The 16,202-nt window shown below is 40.3% G+C and carries 11 protein-coding genes and 2 pseudogenes; 5 read left to right on the forward strand and 8 right to left on the reverse strand.

What is annotated here, in order from left to right; all coding sequences use genetic code 11:
- Positions 1-11: 11 nt before the first annotated feature.
- From M1D94_RS17585 to M1D94_RS17600, 4 genes and pseudogenes are all read left to right on the forward strand, one after another.
- Positions 12-407 (forward strand): immunity 22 family protein, encoded by a 396-nt coding sequence (locus M1D94_RS17585; RefSeq protein WP_029317425.1) that lies wholly within the window; start codon positions 12-14, stop codon positions 405-407.
- A gap of 84 nt (positions 408-491) precedes the next feature.
- Positions 492-797, forward strand: a pseudogene (locus M1D94_RS17590) (hypothetical protein).
- A gap of 189 nt (positions 798-986) precedes the next feature.
- Positions 987-2,114 (forward strand): Rap family tetratricopeptide repeat protein, encoded by a 1,128-nt coding sequence (locus M1D94_RS17595; RefSeq protein ID WP_282627511.1) that lies wholly within the window; start codon positions 987-989, stop codon positions 2,112-2,114.
- Positions 2,104-2,301, forward strand: coding sequence for a hypothetical protein (locus tag M1D94_RS17600; RefSeq protein ID WP_282627512.1), 198 nt, complete (start codon positions 2,104-2,106; stop codon positions 2,299-2,301). Before M1D94_RS17595 ends, M1D94_RS17600 begins: the two co-directional genes overlap by 11 nt.
- A gap of 62 nt (positions 2,302-2,363) precedes the next feature.
- On the opposite strand, the gene M1D94_RS17605 is transcribed toward M1D94_RS17600, so the two are convergent.
- The 5 genes from M1D94_RS17605 to srfP all read right to left on the reverse strand — a co-directional run bounded on the left by M1D94_RS17605 (position 2,364) and on the right by srfP (position 11,753).
- Entirely contained in the window at positions 2,364-4,817 is a 2,454-nt protein-coding gene (locus tag M1D94_RS17605; RefSeq protein WP_282627513.1) for a DEAD/DEAH box helicase, read from the reverse strand.
- 10 nt (positions 4,818-4,827) lie between these two features.
- The gene (locus tag M1D94_RS17610) at positions 4,828-5,595 is read right to left on the reverse strand and encodes a hypothetical protein (protein WP_282627514.1); all 768 of its coding nucleotides are present in this window, start codon (positions 5,593-5,595) and stop codon (positions 4,828-4,830) included.
- A gap of 312 nt (positions 5,596-5,907) precedes the next feature.
- Complete coding sequence (gene rlmD / locus M1D94_RS17615) at positions 5,908-7,302, reverse strand: 23S rRNA (uracil(1939)-C(5))-methyltransferase RlmD (RefSeq protein WP_282627515.1); 1,395 nt, start codon at positions 7,300-7,302, stop codon at positions 5,908-5,910.
- Between the two features lie 57 nt (positions 7,303-7,359).
- Positions 7,360-8,271 carry a diacylglycerol kinase gene (locus tag M1D94_RS17620; protein ID WP_003233894.1) on the reverse strand — a complete coding sequence of 304 codons (912 nt, stop codon included), beginning with the start codon at positions 8,269-8,271 and terminating at the stop codon, positions 7,360-7,362.
- A gap of 323 nt (positions 8,272-8,594) precedes the next feature.
- Positions 8,595-11,753 carry a surfactin resistance protein SrfP gene (gene srfP / locus M1D94_RS17625; protein WP_424935176.1) on the reverse strand — a complete coding sequence of 1,053 codons (3,159 nt, stop codon included), beginning with the start codon at positions 11,751-11,753 and terminating at the stop codon, positions 8,595-8,597.
- Between the two features lie 131 nt (positions 11,754-11,884).
- Here srfP and M1D94_RS17630 point away from each other — a divergent pair.
- A pseudogene (locus M1D94_RS17630) lies at positions 11,885-12,755 on the forward strand (TetR/AcrR family transcriptional regulator).
- Between the two features lie 14 nt (positions 12,756-12,769).
- Here M1D94_RS17630 and gatB read toward each other — a convergent pair.
- From gatB to gatC, 3 genes are read right to left on the reverse strand one after another with little or no spacing between them, the layout of a single operon-like run.
- On the reverse strand, positions 12,770-14,200 hold the full coding sequence (gene gatB / locus M1D94_RS17635; RefSeq protein ID WP_003219444.1) for an Asp-tRNA(Asn)/Glu-tRNA(Gln) amidotransferase subunit GatB: 1,431 nt from the start codon (positions 14,198-14,200) through the stop codon (positions 12,770-12,772).
- Positions 14,201-14,213: 13 nt separating this feature from the next.
- Positions 14,214-15,671: an Asp-tRNA(Asn)/Glu-tRNA(Gln) amidotransferase subunit GatA gene (gatA, locus tag M1D94_RS17640; protein WP_095252640.1), complete on the reverse strand. Its 1,458-nt coding sequence runs from the start codon at positions 15,669-15,671 to the stop codon at positions 14,214-14,216.
- A 15-nt stretch (positions 15,672-15,686) separates the two neighbouring features.
- Positions 15,687-15,977 carry an Asp-tRNA(Asn)/Glu-tRNA(Gln) amidotransferase subunit GatC gene (gene gatC / locus M1D94_RS17645; protein WP_003219442.1) on the reverse strand — a complete coding sequence of 97 codons (291 nt, stop codon included), beginning with the start codon at positions 15,975-15,977 and terminating at the stop codon, positions 15,687-15,689.
- Between the last annotated feature and the right edge of the window lie 225 nt (positions 15,978-16,202).

The following is a 16,202-nucleotide window of genomic DNA, read 5'->3' on the forward strand; positions in this document are numbered from 1 at the left end:
AGGAGGTTAATATGGAACGTCAAAATTTCGTATCATTGTGGATTGGAAGTATAAATGATGATGAATCATTAAGTAAATATGTTGAATTAGATTACAATGAGGATGAAGGTGATTTTCTTCCTTCCCAATTTTTAATTGATTTTGATATAGATATAGATGAATTAGATGAAGATTTTATAGAAAAAGTTGCACATGAAAAAAATTGTAATAATTTATCTGAACTAATTGGCGGCTGTTCGTACGATAGTGTCATCTTACCTCGATTTGAGAACATAGTAGGTACCGCAATTCCTGAACACATCAATGCTGCTGTTCTTTTATATAATTTTGAATATGACGGCAGGGAGAAAGAAATAAACGATAAAAACTATTCATTTAAATTTATTGGTGCAGTATCCTATGTTTAAGTAAAAAATTCTAAATAAATATGAAGCCCTCTTACTCGAGGGCTTTATTTTTATCTCATCTCACTTTATAAAAGGAGCATCACCTTGACAGTAAGAAAAGAAATAATAAAGCAAATAAATTTAACAATAACCGTAATAAAAACAATTAATCAAAAGAATCCAACTCCAATGATGAAAAACATATTAAAAAGATATGAAGAGGCAAAAGAATTTATCCAACATTCAGAGGAACAATTCGAATAAGACCTCTCTAAAGTTAAAAATAAACTAGATACTCTGACAAGAGCAAACCTAGAATCAGATAGCGACTACATGAATCCGATGCTCAAAGAAATGCATAAGACAGAAAAACTGCTAAAAGAGTATGACGAAACGACTACTCAGTCGTAATAACCGCAATCCTAACTTCACGAATTGAGTTTCCGCTAACCTTCACAAAACCAAATATAACGCGAAACACCCAAACTGCCATTTGCGGACTGCACCGAAAATTTTTTTTGCGGTTGCTCAACCCCTTCCTATTAAATTTCAGTATTGATAAAATTTACATAATTAGTGAGAAGAGGAAGGGTGAGAAGTTTGGGCAAGATTTCGTCTCCGCACGTTGGGATGAAAATTAATGAGTGGAACCGGCAAATTCAAAAGTTTAATGTGACAGATGCTGAAATGCTTAAAGCTGAGATCGAACGGGACATTGACATTATGGAAGAAGACCAAGACCTCTTGATTTACTATCAGCTCATTGCATTTCGCCATCAGCTTATGATTGACTATGTGATTCCATCTGAAGGAAAACAAATGAAGTTGTCAGAATATTTAAAGAGAATTGAAGGCAACAACAGGAAGATGGAGAAACTAGTTGAATATTACTATTACTTTTTTCAGGGAATGTATGAATTTAAACAAGGCAATTTCTTGACTGCTATTACACTCTATCAAAAAGCAGAAAACACAATTCCCTATATTTCAGATGAAATTGAGCGGGCGGAATTTTATTTTAAAATGGCTGAAGTGTTTTATCATATGAAACAAACCCACGTATCCATGCACTATTCTTCTCAGGCGTATAACATCTATAAAACGCACGATCTTTACTCAGTCCGCCGCATACAATGCCATTTTGTGATCGCAGGTAACTACGACGATTTAGAAAGTCATGAAAAGGCACTCCCTCACCTCGAGCAGGCGCTAAAAGGCGCACGACTGCTTGAAAGCAAAAACAAGCGGATTTACGGCCAAGCTTTATTCAATATCGGAAATTGTTACCTTAAAATGGGCGAATTGACGAAAGCAGCAAAATACATGGAGAAATCGATACTCCAATTTAAAAAATCAAATTTCAACAACTTGACACAAGCTTACCACGATTTAGCCTTAATTTATTTTCTTCAACATAAACAAGACCAAGCAATGGATTGTTTCAGAAAAGGCGTACGCTTCGCATGTAAATTCGGCGATAACCTATTTAAAATCATGTTTGAAGGATTGCAGGCGCTGTTTATCAAAAAAGGAGAAGCATCCATTTTATTAAATGTTTTCAACAAATTAGAGACATCCCAAGGATATCCTTATATGGAAGAGTTGGCATTATTAGCCGCAAAGTTTTATACTGAAATTGGGCAGATGGATGATTCTGTTATCTGTTTCAAAAAGATGGTTCATGCCCGCAAACAAATTCAGAGAGGGGATTGTTTGTATGAAATTTAAACTGACTTTGTGCGCTGTAATTGCTTTGATCGGTGTAAGCTTTATCAGTTCTTCCTTGGGAAATGAAGTAAACGTAGCATCCAGAAACATGACAAGCAAAGCTGCAAATGATTCAACGAACTCCCTAGCAGACAAAGCCATCTTTGACAAGGAAATGATAGCTTCGGAGAATGAGGTACTTGGTTAGAACCAGACGCAGCTTAACGAGCTGCGTCTTTGGTTTTGTTTTTGGAGAATAAAAATTATTACTTATAAAAATTTATCTAGTTCAAATTTATAAAACCCTTTTAATGAATTTTTATATTTATTAAACTTTTCATTAGTGATTAAATTATTATTATTATCCAAATGTAAATTTTTCAACTGACCATCCTTCTGAAGTCTATTAATTAGATTTAATGATAAACCAGTCTTTATTAAGTTAATCTTCTTTTTATCATTAGTTCCATATATAGTTAAGTTATATTCATCTTCAGAAATTAATGAATAATCATATAGAGCAATAACAAGTTTGTTCAGATGATAATTTACAAAATCCTCTTCTAATTTAAGTTTGACTATTGCTAAGTTTATTATTTCCGGATCAGTTTTGTCTACAAGATCAATATAGACTTCTTTATTATTAGCTCTGTAATTTCCTGTTTCTTTACTGACTTCTCCATAGGAAGCTCCTATATAAAATAAACTATTACCCTCCTTTATGCGTTTTTTAAAATATTTAAATGTTAAATTAATATTCTCTTTTAAAGAGTTTGTTCGATTAACTAAAAAGTACTTTTTATAATAATTTCTTGCTTGTTTGTTAGATAACCGGGAAAATTGAAAATCTAAAATGAATTTTTCCAAATTTTCAATGAAAACTGAATGGATTTTATCTATTATATTCATTTTTAACCATGAATCAGATAAATTTTTTATGGATTTCAACTTATTACTCAACATTGCTAAAAAAGTTGTATTGCTGATATCATAAACGCTTTCTAATCCTGAATTAATCAAATATTTCTTGAGTAGATTTACTTCGTTATCATCTGATACAAGCAAAATATTTTCATTTTCAATTATTTTATTAAATCTTTCTTCTGCTGCTTTTCTACTTTTTTTATCAATCCCCAATTTATCAATATCAAAAGAATCTAATGTGGGATTTTCAATTTTATCTTTAAATACACTACTTCTAAGTTTTAATATTTTATTCTCCATCTTACCATTTGCCCTATTATATATATCATTGTTAACGAAATGAATCGGTGGAAGTAACTTATGTAATTGATTAGAATAGCCATTAAATATATTATTTAATCTGTTTACCCTACCAATTAAATTAGTTAATACCTTGCCATCCATATCATGTGTATTTAGAATAAATAATGTATCAATTGGTAAGTTGATTCCTTCAAGTATTACAGAGTTGGCAATAATATATTTAAGATTATCAATTCTCTTAAATTTGAACTCTAAATATTCTTTTACTATATCAGGGATTTTTCCATGAAGGTAAATTACACCTTTTGAAAGCAAATTTATCACATAAAAGTCTTCATGAACAAAATCTCCTAGTTCATTTTTAAGTTCTTGAATTTCTACATCTGTTTGATAAGAATTAACTAGCTTATTAACAAAATCCTTTACAAACATTTCAATCTTTTTTGGAGATCTTATATAAATAAAGTTCTTTTCTCCTTTATTATCTGTTATATATTTAAAAAAGTCCTCTTTAAATTCCAGTTTATAAAATTGGTTTACAAATCTATTATACTGGAAAACTTCACCTGACGATTTATATTCAAATATTTCGGGTTCTTTCATATTATTGGTTATTCTTTGTTCACTAATCACTTGTTCCTTATCTATCTTTAAATTATTACTATCAAATATTAAGGGTGAAAGATAAATAGTTTTTTGATTCGGATTACGAGTACGATTTCTTCGAATTAGTCTCGATAATAAAATATTTCTTTGATCTTTACCAAATATGTTATGGGCTTCATCAATATAAAGTACATCAAAGTGTATATTATTCTTATCTAATAATCTGAGGGCTCTTTCTTGAGTGAAAATTCCTATAAACTTATTATCACCCTGATACATTTCATCATGAATTAAAATTCTCCTACCTATTTTCGCCTGCCTAATATCTCTATATGTCTGTATTAAAAGAGATTTAGTCGGAACAATTATTGCAATTTTTTTATGCATAGTATTGTGTTGAATATGCTCTATTATTAAGGAACTTTTTCCGAATGATGTAGGAGCCACATAACTTATGTCCTGCGATTCATCAGCTATTATATTAACTCTAGTCTTCTTTTGTTGAAACGTTTCAATATATTCTTTATTCCTGAAACCATCTAATTTAATTTCCATTAAAGTATCATTTAGAGTCAAATTATCTTCTAATAGATTATAATTTATAATATCCTTCGCAATAGGATAAAACCCAAAGTTAATTGAAAAGTCATACAAAGGTAAGTAATCTTGATATGATATAGAATATTTCAAAATAATATAGTAGGCTAAATCCAGGTAACTCTTAAATCTTCTATCTGATTCATAATGTTTTAAGAACAAAATTGCACATCCTAGAATATAACTTTTTTCTTCACTGGTTAATTGTTCTTTAATAGTTAGTTTTCGCATTATTTTATTAAAACTATCTATCTTATTAATATTCGTTAAATTTAACTTTTCTGTATTATTCATAAATCCCCCATTAAGCCCTTAAAAAATCTAAAAAGAGATCAATTGATTTTTTGGTAACACATATTATAATCATAGTTTTAAAATTTAGCTTACTAACCTTGTCAAGTATGTTTGTTTTTAGTTCATCTATGTTATAGTCCTCCCATTGTCCATTAAGAAAAATAGTTGAGGCAGGTATAATGTTAAAATCGTTAATTGAAGGGAATATTCTTTTAGTGAAATTATCAGATAGCATTTTGATATTTTTCCTTATACTATTGTGTGTACCAACATCAATAAGTGAGGCATGATTGTAAGCATTTTTCCAAGGATTGTTTTTTACAGCTCCTCTAAATTTATCAGTTAGATCATTATAAGCTGTTTTGATCTTATTCCAATGTGAACTGTTTTGGCTTTCTTTTCTCCCTGCTTTGCTTTCCATAATCCATTCTGCTTCGCCTTTAGAATAATAACCATCAAACCCTTTTTTAATTGAGCCTTCCTCAAGATTAAAGAAAGTACATTCCTGTTTAAAACCCTGTTTCTTTAGATATAAGTGTATGAAAAATTCAGCAATAGCTCCCATTTTTATTTCATCTGATTTGTGTTCAAAAAAATCTCTTGCTCTTTGCTTTACTGTTTCAATATCACTTCCACTATCACCTTCACAGATTGTAACAAAGTGATGGTTTATGTATTCCATGAGTTCTAATGAATAATCTTCTAAGTCAATGAAATGTAATTCAATTTTATTCTCGGTAAAGGAGATCGATTTAAATGTGTTAATTGTTGCTCTCATAGGTACCCCTTCATTCTCTTTTATTCTAAAAATTTTTAAGGGTTTTTTTATAAGCTAATCAAATTCTAATTGTCCTTATATTTATAATACTAAAATTTCACATTTTACTCAAATATATGCCAGTTTAAAGTGAGAGAAAACTGACTAAAATAAGAAGTGCTTGTTATCTGTTTAGTATGTTATATGGTTTAACAATGCTTTAACCTTAGAAAATTCAAGTACGAATGCAAAGAACCTTTCAAAAAGTAAAACAATTGAGGATAATTGTCATTATAAACACAACCCTCTTTAAAACTAAAAGCAGGAATCCACTTAATGGAAACCTGCTTCTTCTTTTAGACTAATTTGAGCCACACACTCCACATGATTCGTATGCGGAAACATATCCACAGGCTGCACTTCGCGCGTCGCATACCCGCCATCCTCAAGCACCCGCAAATCCCTCGCAAGCGTGCCAGGATTACAGGAAACGTACACAACCCGCTTCGGTTTCATCTCCACAATTGTCCGCAGGAGGGCTTCGTCGCAACCTTTTCTTGGCGGGTCTACGACTAGCGTATCGGCCGTGATGCCTTCTTCATACCACTTTGGAATCACGGTTTCCGCTTCCCCGACCGCGAACTCTGCGTTTGTGATGCCGTTTAATTCAGCGTTGCGTTTGGCATCCTCAATTGCCTCCGGTACAATTTCTACGCCGTACACTTTTTTCGCCTGCTTTGCCAGGAAGAGAGAAATCGTTCCGATGCCGCAGTAAGCGTCAATGACGGTTTCTTCCCCTTGAAGCTCAGCGTACTCAAGCGCTTTGTCGTAGAGCACCTTTGTCTGCTCCGGGTTGACCTGATAGAACGATCTGGCGGAGATGGCGAATTTGACATCTCCGATGAGGTCGTAGATGTATTCTTCGCCCCAGATGACGTTTGTTTCGTTGCCAAAAATGACGTTTGTTTTGTTTGGGTTGATGTTTTGCACGATGGATTTGACGTGCGGGAATTGCGCTGTGATGTCTTCGATGATCTTCGCTTTATGCGGGAAATCGTTTGTTCTTGTGATGAAAACGATCATCATTTCGCCCGTAACAACGCCGTATCTGACCATAATGTGGCGGAGCCAGCCTTTGTGGCGTTCTTCATTGTAGGCTTTGACACCGTATTTGGCGCAAACGTCTTTGACGGCTTGGACGGCTTCGTCGTTTTTGGATTGCTGGATCAGGCAGGCGCTCATGTCGATGATGTCATGGCTTCTTTGCTGATAGAATCCCGCGACGAGTCCGCCTTCCCGTTCTCCTACCGGCACCTGTGCTTTGTTTCTGTAGTTCCACGGGTCTTCCATGCCGAGTGTCGGGTGCACGGTGACTTTTGAAAGGTCCAGCTTGCCGATGCGTTCTAAGACGTCTTTGACTTGTTTCTGTTTAAACAGGAGCTGGCCTTCGTAGGTCATGTGCTGAAGCTGGCAGCCTCCGCATTGTTTGTAAATCGGGCATGGGGCGTCCGTTCTATGCGGGCTTTCTTCCTTCAGCTCAATCAGACGGCCGAAGGCGAACCCTTTTTTGACACGTGTGACTTTGATTTGGGCTTTTTCCTCCGGCAGGGCGTTCGGCACGAAGATCGGGAAGCCTTGGATCTTTGCGACGCCCGCTCCTTCGTGGGTCAAATCCTCAAATGTCACGTCATAGTATTCGTTTTTTTCTACTGGGGGTTTCATTTTCATGTATGTTCACCTCTTGTTTTAAGCGAAAGAAAAACTTGGCCTATTAAAGCCAAGTTTTTAGTCATCCAGCTGTTCCGCTTTCTCCTTTGGCATGACGACGTGAATGTGCCGGTACAGATTCACGAATTCGCCCGGCAGCATGCCGCCGTACTCGCCGTCCAGGTTCAGCTGCATCTTTTCTGATACATTGACTTTCACGCGGTTCGCTTTTGTATAAATAATGTGCTGGTCGTTGATGTGTTCGCCGCGGAGCGCCATCGTGGCGACCCTGATAAATTCAGCAAGGTTTGCTTTCTTTAATATCATCAAATCAAACATGCCGTCATTCAGGCTGGAATCCGGCGCGAGCTTTTCGAACCCGCCGACGGAATTTGTCAGCGTGACCAAAAACAGCATGATTTCACCTTGAAACAGCTTGCCGTCATATTCAATCTCGACTTCTGTCGGACGAAGTGAAGGCAGCATTTCCATTCCTTTTAAATAATAAGCAAGCTGGCCTAGCATTGTTTTGAGTTTGCTTGGCACGTCGTACGTCAGCTCCGTCAGGCGGCCTCCTCCGGCGATATTGATAAAATACTGGCCGTTGACCTGTCCGATGTCAATCGGGCGGGCGACGCCGTTAATGACCGTATCTGCCGCTTTTAAAATATCCTCTCGCGGAATGCCGAGCGCTCTGGCAAAGTCGTTCGTTGTGCCGACAGGAATCACACCGAGTGTCGGCCGGTTGTCTAAAGGCGCAAGCCCGTTGACGACCTCGTTGATCGTTCCGTCTCCGCCTGCCGCAATGATCAGGTCAAACTCACGCAATGCCGCTTCCTTGGCAGCGTGTGTAGCGTCTCCTGCGCATGTCGTCGCATGGGTGGAGGTTTCATAGCCGGCTTGTTCAAATTTTTGCAGGACCTGGGCAAGATGCTTTTTAAAGATCTCCCGTCCTGAAGTCGGATTGTATATTATGCGTGCACGTTTCATTATCTCATCATCCTACTTAAGAGTATCCGATCCATTTTTACACTAACAACCTTTAATTATACTATGAGTTAAAAAAATCGCAACAAAATGTACATAATCTTACAGGTGAAAACGCACAAAAGCTCAAAACTGATTCTTGTTTTGAGCTTTTGTCATCCTTACCATTCTTTCAGCTTGATTGAAAACCCTTGTAGTCTAGGAAGGGGGAGCATTGGAGCGGAGCGAATGTAAAATTCGTGAGCACCGACGCGCAGACCTGACAACGAATGCGAGGGTTTTTCAACAAGCTAAAAGCCCCAGCAGAGCTGAGGCTTTTAGTTTTTTTACTCTTCTTCCGTTCCCGGTTTTTTCTTGCGGAACTTCGCCAATACTTCATATACGATTGGCACGATCAGGAGCGTCAGAAGCGTTGAACTGATCAAACCGCCGATAACCGTGACGCCGAGTCCTTTTGAAATGACCTGGCTTCCGCCTTCAAAGCCGAGTGCTAATGGAATCAAGGCGCCGATTGTCGCAATGGCTGTCATCAGGATCGGACGGAGACGTGTAGAGCCGGCTTCCAAGAGCGCTTCTCTCGTAGACAGGCCTTCCGCTTCCTTATGAATCACGCGGTCAATTAAGACAATCGCATTCGTGACAACGATACCGATCAGCATGAGCATACCGATCATTGCGTTCAGACTGATCGTTTCACCTGATACGTAAAGTCCGACCAGGGCACCGATGACTGTGAACGGCAATGAGAACAGAATCGCAAATGGCGCTAGCGCTCCGCCGAAGGTAATCACGAGCACAAGGTAAACGATCGCTATTGCTGCCAGCATCGCTAAACCGAGCTTCGTGAAGGAATCAGCGATATCCGCTGATACACCGCCTGTGTCAATCGATACGTTATCAGGATGGTCTAGCTTATCGATTTTCTTCTGTACAGCAGCTGATACGGCTGTGACGTTGTCAGATGTAACCTCACCTGTGACATCCGCATAGACTTTTCCGTCACGTTTTGACACAGTATCTGATGTTGATCCTTCTTTCACTTTTGCCACATCGCCGATTTTGACTTCCTGGCCAGTCGCGGAAGTGATCTTTTTATTCTCTAAATCTTTCACACTCTTATACTCGTCTTTTTCTGTCTTAATGTTCACATCAAGCTCTTTGCCGTCTTTTTTCACGGTGGTGAGCGGTTCTTGCGATGTTTGTGACATTAAGGCCTGAGAAATTTGAGACGCAGTTAAACCGAGTTTACTTAGTTTTTCTTGGTCAGCGACAAATGTGTACTCATCATATGTGCTGGAAAGGCCTGAGTTTACGTTTTTCAGATCCTTTTCATCTTTCATGATTTTTTCAATGTCTTTGACCGTGTCTTTAATATCGTTTTCAGAATCGCCATACACATAGTATGTTAATTCGTTGTTATTGCCTGAAGAGCTGAAGTCCTGTGACTTCCATTCTCCGCGGTCAGATTGCTTTTGGATTTCCTTCAGAACGTTATCTTTTTCTTTATCAAAGTTAGGTGTGTCGCTTTCATATTTGATATAGAATAACGCACCGTTAGAATCTCCTCCGGCGAGCGGGCTGCCAGAGCCTAATGAATACTGAACCGTATCGACATGCTTGCGGTCAAGCAGGATTTTTTCCGCTTTTTCAGCTTCATTTTCGGCTTCTTTTTTCGTTTCACCCGGTTCTGGGCTGTATGTGAGCTGCATCGTTTTTTCTTCCTCGGACGGCAGGTAGCTGGCACCGATTAACGGTACAAGGAACAAGCTTCCAAGGAGCATCAGAACAGCGATGATAGACGTGATCCATTTGTGGCTCAGCGCCCAGTTCAATACTTTTTTATAGATGTTTGCAAGTCTGCCTGGTTTGTGTTCTTTCGCTTTAATCGGCGCACCGGTTAATGATTTTTTGAACAGGCTGTGTGCGAGCATTGGCACAAGCGTGATTGAAATCACCAGGGATGCGGCAAGCGCAAAAACAATCGTTAAGGCAAATGGAATAAACAATTCACCGATTTGTCCGCCTACAAGTGCGAGCGGCAGGAATACCGCAATTGTCACGATCGTCGATGACATGATCGGTTTAAACATTTCCTTCGTCGCTTCACGAACCAAGGCTTTTCCGCGGAGCGGCTCGTCTTTGAGTCTCATGCGGCGATAAATGTTCTCGATGACAACGATGGAGTCATCGACGACACGTCCGATGGCGACGGTCATTGCGCCGAGCGTCATAATATTCAGTGTGATATCAAGCTGCTGCAGCACAAGGAGTGCGATCAGCAATGATAATGGAATTGAAACTACCGAAATTAATGTAGATTTGATATCTCTTAAGAATAAGAGAATAATCACAATCGCAAAAATAGCACCGAAGATGGCTTTGCTTAACATCGTGTCAACTGACTGTGTGATCGGCTCCGCCATGTCGAGAGTTGCGCTGTAGTTGAAGCCTTTATGGTCTTCTTTGAACTTCTTCAGCTCAGCTTTGACATTGTCGGCAACCTCTACCGTATTCGCATCGTTTGCTTTAACGATGTTGATGCCGATGCTGTCTTTGCCATTTGTGCGTGAAACGGATTCAGCTTTTTTCACATCTTTAATTGTAGCAATGTCAGAAAGCTTGACCGTCGGCACTGCTGTGCTTGCGCTTTGCTGTGCCTGTGCTGCAGCTTGTGCACTTTGAGCTGCTTGTGCACTTTGCGCCGCCGCTTGAGATGCTGCGCTGCTGCCTGCACTTGAAGCAGATGCCGTAGGAATTCTCATATTCTTCAAATCTTTAATTGTTTCAATATCGCCGCTGACGACGACAGATTTTTCTTCATTTCCGAATGTGTACAATCCAAGCGGAGTTGTCACATCTGAACCTTGAATCACTTTCTTCACAGTATCTTCATCAAGGCCGTATTCCTTCAGTTTGTCTTCTTTGAAAGAGAATTCAACCTCTTCCACCTGCTGGCCCGATACTTGGACGGACGCAACGCCTTCTATGCCTTCAAGCTTAGAAACGAGGCTGTCCTCCACTTTTTTCGTCAGCTCTTGCAGGTTATCTTTATCACTGGACACGCTCAGCGTCAGAATCGGGAATGAGTTCAAGCTGTAGCGTGAAATCTCCGGATCCTTCGCGTCATCAGGCAGGCTGACGTTTTCTAACGCTTCAGCTGCTTCTGTTTTCGCTTTGTCCATATCTTTCTCATAATCATATTCAATCATGACCGACGATGCGTTTTCATAGGACGTCGACGTCACAACGCTGACACCGTCCAAGTTCTGCACGGCTTGTTCAACCGGTTTGGTCACTTCATCAGCCACTTGGCTTGGTGTCGCACCCGGATATGTCGTGCTGATCGTCAAGTAAGGCATATTCACGTCAGGAATAGACTCTTGCTTCATATTCATACCCGCATACAAGCCGGCTGCCGTTACAATAATCGTCATCAGCCATACGGCGAATTTGTTTTTCAGAACGAAATTAATAACGTGGTTCATCATATCCTCCATTACATTTTTTATTGACTGACTGGTCATTCTATATAATACTAAACGTTATAACGCAACAACGTCAACTCATATACCAGAAAATTTTACTAAATTTTTCAAGGATTAAGGGGAAGCACGTCATGAATGAAAAAAAAGAGAGAATCATAAAAACCAGCATTCGTTTATTTGCGAAAAAAGGATTCGCAGCTACGACGATCCAAGAAATCGCCAGTGAATGCGGCATTTCGAAGGGCGCTTTTTATTTGCACTTCAAATCGAAAGAAGCGCTGCTGTTATCTGCCTGTGAATATTATATCGGTATGTCTATGAACAAAATGAAAAATATAGAAGAAGATCTTGCTGGAAAGCCGCCTAAAGATGTTTTGAAAAAACAAATTGGCGCTCAATTTGAGGATTTTCGTGATCATAAAGATTTTATCGTACTTTTGCTTACCGAAAATATCATTCCGGAAAATCAAGAAATCAAGCAATACTTTTACAAAGTAACCATGGAGACGGATAAGCTGTACCGGAACGCCTTGCTGTCGTCCTATGGAAAAGGAATCGAGCCGTACGTCGCAGATCTGTCCATCATGGCAAGAGGCATTGTACATTCTTATATGAACGTGATGGTATTTAACGGTGAGCTTAATATCGATGCAGAAGAAATCTCAGCCTTTATTATTGAAAGACTGGATGATCTTGTACAGGGGCTGAGCCGTTCAGCACTCAATCCGATTGTGCCAAAAGACATTTTCAACCCGATGCCTGCGGGGAAAGACCAGCTGCTTGAGGACATTCAGAAAGTGAAAGAAAACAGCACGCTGCCCGAGGATATCACCGTGTCACTTGATGTTATCGAGGAAGAATTGACTCAGGATAAACCGCGCAAACCGATTATTAAAGGCATGCTGTCCAATTTGACCGGAACCAACGACAAAGAAGTTGAAAGGCTTCGAGCCCTCATCTCTGTCTTTATCTCAATTTGACCATAAAAAAAGCAGCCTCTAAGGGCTGCTTTTTTATTAGCGTTTTTTAATTTCTTCAAGCAGAATTTTGTTGACCATCGGCGGGTTGGCTTGTCCTTTGGACGCTTTCATAATCTGTCCGACTAGGAAGCCGATCGCGCGGTCTTTTCCGTTTTTAAAGTCTTCGATTGATTGAGGATTGTTGTCAAGCGCCTCAGTGACAAGCTTCAGAAGCACGCCTTCGTCAGAAATCTGAACAAGGCCTTTCTCTTTCACAATCTTCTCAGCGTCGCCGCCTTTTTCAATCAATTCTTTAAACACTTTCTTCGCGATCTTAGAAGAAATGGTGCCTTTTTCAATCAATTTGATCATGCCGGCAAGGCCTTCAGGTGTCAGGGCAACATCGGCAAGCTCTTTTTGTTCTGCGTTTAGGTAAGCTGACACTTCACCCATCAGCCAGTTAGACGCTTGTTTAGCTTCAGCGCCTTTTTGAACGGTTTCTTCGAAGAAATCAGCCATTTCTTTTGTCAGCGTCAGAACCATCGCGTCATATGCAGGCAAGCCAAGCTCTTCGATATAACGCTTGCGGCGCTCATCCGGAAGCTCAGGAATGCTTGCTTTTACGCGTTCCTTCCATTCATCATCAATGTAGAGCTCGACTAGATCTGGCTCTGGGAAGTAACGGTAGTCGTCAGATCCCTCTTTGACACGCATAAGAATGGTTTTCTTCGTTGCTTCATCATAACGGCGAGTTTCTTGCTGGATGACGCCGCCGGAAAGAAGAACCTGCTCTTGGCGTTTTTCTTCATGCTCAAGGCCTTTTTGAACAAACGCAAAGGAGTTCAAGTTTTTCAATTCTGTTTTTGTGCCGAATTCCTCTTGGCCGATCGGACGAAGAGAGATATTGGCGTCACAGCGAAGTGAGCCTTCTTCCATTTTACAGTCGGAAACGCCTGTATATTGGATGATGGATTTCAGCTTTTCAAGATACGCGTACGCTTCTTCCGGCGTGCGGATATCCGGCTCTGATACGATCTCAACAAGTGGCGTTCCCTGACGGTTGAAGTCAACAAGAGAATAGCCGTCGCCTGTATGCGTCAGCTTTCCGGCATCCTCTTCAAGGTGAAGGCGCGTGATGCCGATGCGTTTTGTTTTGCCGCCGACTTCAATTTCGATCCAGCCGTTTTCGCCGATTGGCTTATCAAATTGAGAAATCTGATACGCTTTCGGGTTGTCAGGATAGAAATAGTTTTTGCGGTCAAACTTCGTATCCGTTGCGATCTCACAGTTGAGCGCCATAGCGGCTTTCATTGCGAATTCAACGGCTTCTTTGTTCAGGACAGGCAGGACGCCCGGGTATCCGAGGTCAATGACGCTTGTCTGCGTATTCGCCTCCGCGCCGAATGGCGTTGGAGAGCTTGAGAAAATTTTTGATTTTGTTTTTAACTCAACGTGGACTTCAAGTCCGATTACCGTTTCAAAGTTCAATTCTTTTCACCCCTTACAGTTCAGGTTTTGCTTTATGATGGTCTGTCGCTTGTTCAAATGCATGAGCAACGCGGTATACAGTGCTTTCATCAAAGTGTTTTCCGATGATTTGCAGGCCGAGCGGAAGACCGTCTGCTAATCCGCATGGCACGCTGATTCCCGGTACGCCGGCAAGGTTGACCGGAATCGTTAAGATATCGTTTGCGTACATTGTGAGCGGATCCTTCGTGTTTTCACCGATTTTAAACGCAGGTGTCGGTGTAGTCGGTCCAACAATAACATCATATTTTTCAAATACGTCTTCGAAATCCTTCTTAATCAACGTACGCACTTTTTGCGCTTTTTTGTAGTACGCATCGTAGTAGCCTGAGCTTAAAGCAAACGTTCCAAGCATGATGCGGCGTTTGACTTCATTTCCAAAACCTTCAGCGCGCGTTTGCTTGTAAAGGTCGATCAGGTTATCCGCGTTGTCTGTGCGGTAGCCGTAGCGGATGCCGTCAAAGCGTGCAAGGTTCGCTGACGCTTCAGAAGATGACAGCAGGTAATATGTCGCAAGCGCATATTTACTGTGCGGAAGAGACACTTCTTCCCATGTAGCGCCGAGACCTTCAAGGACTTTCAGCGCTGCCAAGACAGATTCTCTCGCTTCTTTGCCGACACCTTCACCAAGGTATTCTTTCGGAACGGCGATTTTCAGTCCTTTGATGTCGCCAGTTAATGAAGAAAGAAAATCAGGCACGTCCACATTTGCACTCGTGGAGTCCATTTTATCTACGCCGGAAATCGCTTGAAGTAAAAACGCGTTATCCTCAACCGTACGTGTAATCGGTCCGATTTGGTCTAATGAAGACGCAAATGCGACCAGTCCGTAACGAGATACACGTCCGTATGTAGGTTTTAATCCGACAACGCCGCAGAAAGAAGCCGGCTGACGGATGGAGCCGCCTGTGTCAGATCCAAGAGAAAACGGAACTTCTCCCGCAGCAACCGCAGCCGCAGATCCGCCGCTTGAACCGCCGGGAACTGTATCCAGGTTCCAAGGATTTTTCGTCAGCTTGTAAGCTGAGTTTTCTGTAGATGACCCCATGGCGAATTCGTCCATGTTCAGTTTTCCGATTGTGACCGCTTCAGCGTCTTGAAGGCGCTGAACGACAGTAGCATCGTAAATCGGATCAAAGTTTTCGAGAATTTTGCTGGAGCATGTTGTGCGCAGCCCTTTTGTTACGATATTATCTTTTACGCCGATCGGCATACCGAAAAGAAGACCGTGCTCAGAACGGCCGTCAACCGCCTCATCAAGCTTCTTCGCGTATGCGCGCGCTCTTTCTTCATCTAATGCCAAAAAGGCTTGTACCTTATCATCAACCGCTTGGATGCGTTTATAAGATTCATCAACCAGATCAGAAATCTTAATCTCTTTTTTATGTATGAGCTGTTTTAATTCTGTGATTTTATGATCAAATAATGACATTCTTGTGTCCCTCCTTTAGTCCAGAATTGATGGCACACGAATATAGCCGTCTTTATGGTCAGGCGCATTTTTCATGACATCCTCAACCGGAAGACCTTTACCCGCTTCATCTTCTCTCATGACATTTTTCATTTTCAGCACGTGAGTTGTAGGCTCCACATTGTCTGTGTTAACCTCATTAAGCTCCTCGGCAAATGAAATGATACTGTCGAGCTGTTCAGTGAACATTTTTGCTTCTTCTTCAGTAATCGCAAGTCTTGCAAGGTGCGCAACGTGCTTTACTTCTTCTATTGAAATTCGTGACATATGATCCACCTCCACATATTTCTCCGTTAAGTCATATAATACTGATCATATCAAAAACAAGCCCTTTAAAGCAACAAAACGCCTTGAGACAGGCCTGTGTTTTCGAAACAATACCCTATATATTTTATACTAAAATGAGGAGAAGGAGAAACGAAATATTTTTCTGAATATTTTTACTTTAATTATTTTTTGAAAGCGTTTTATTCTTTATTCCCTTCTAGGTTT

The sequence above is a fragment of the Bacillus sp. JZ109 genome (genome assembly GCF_053903135.1).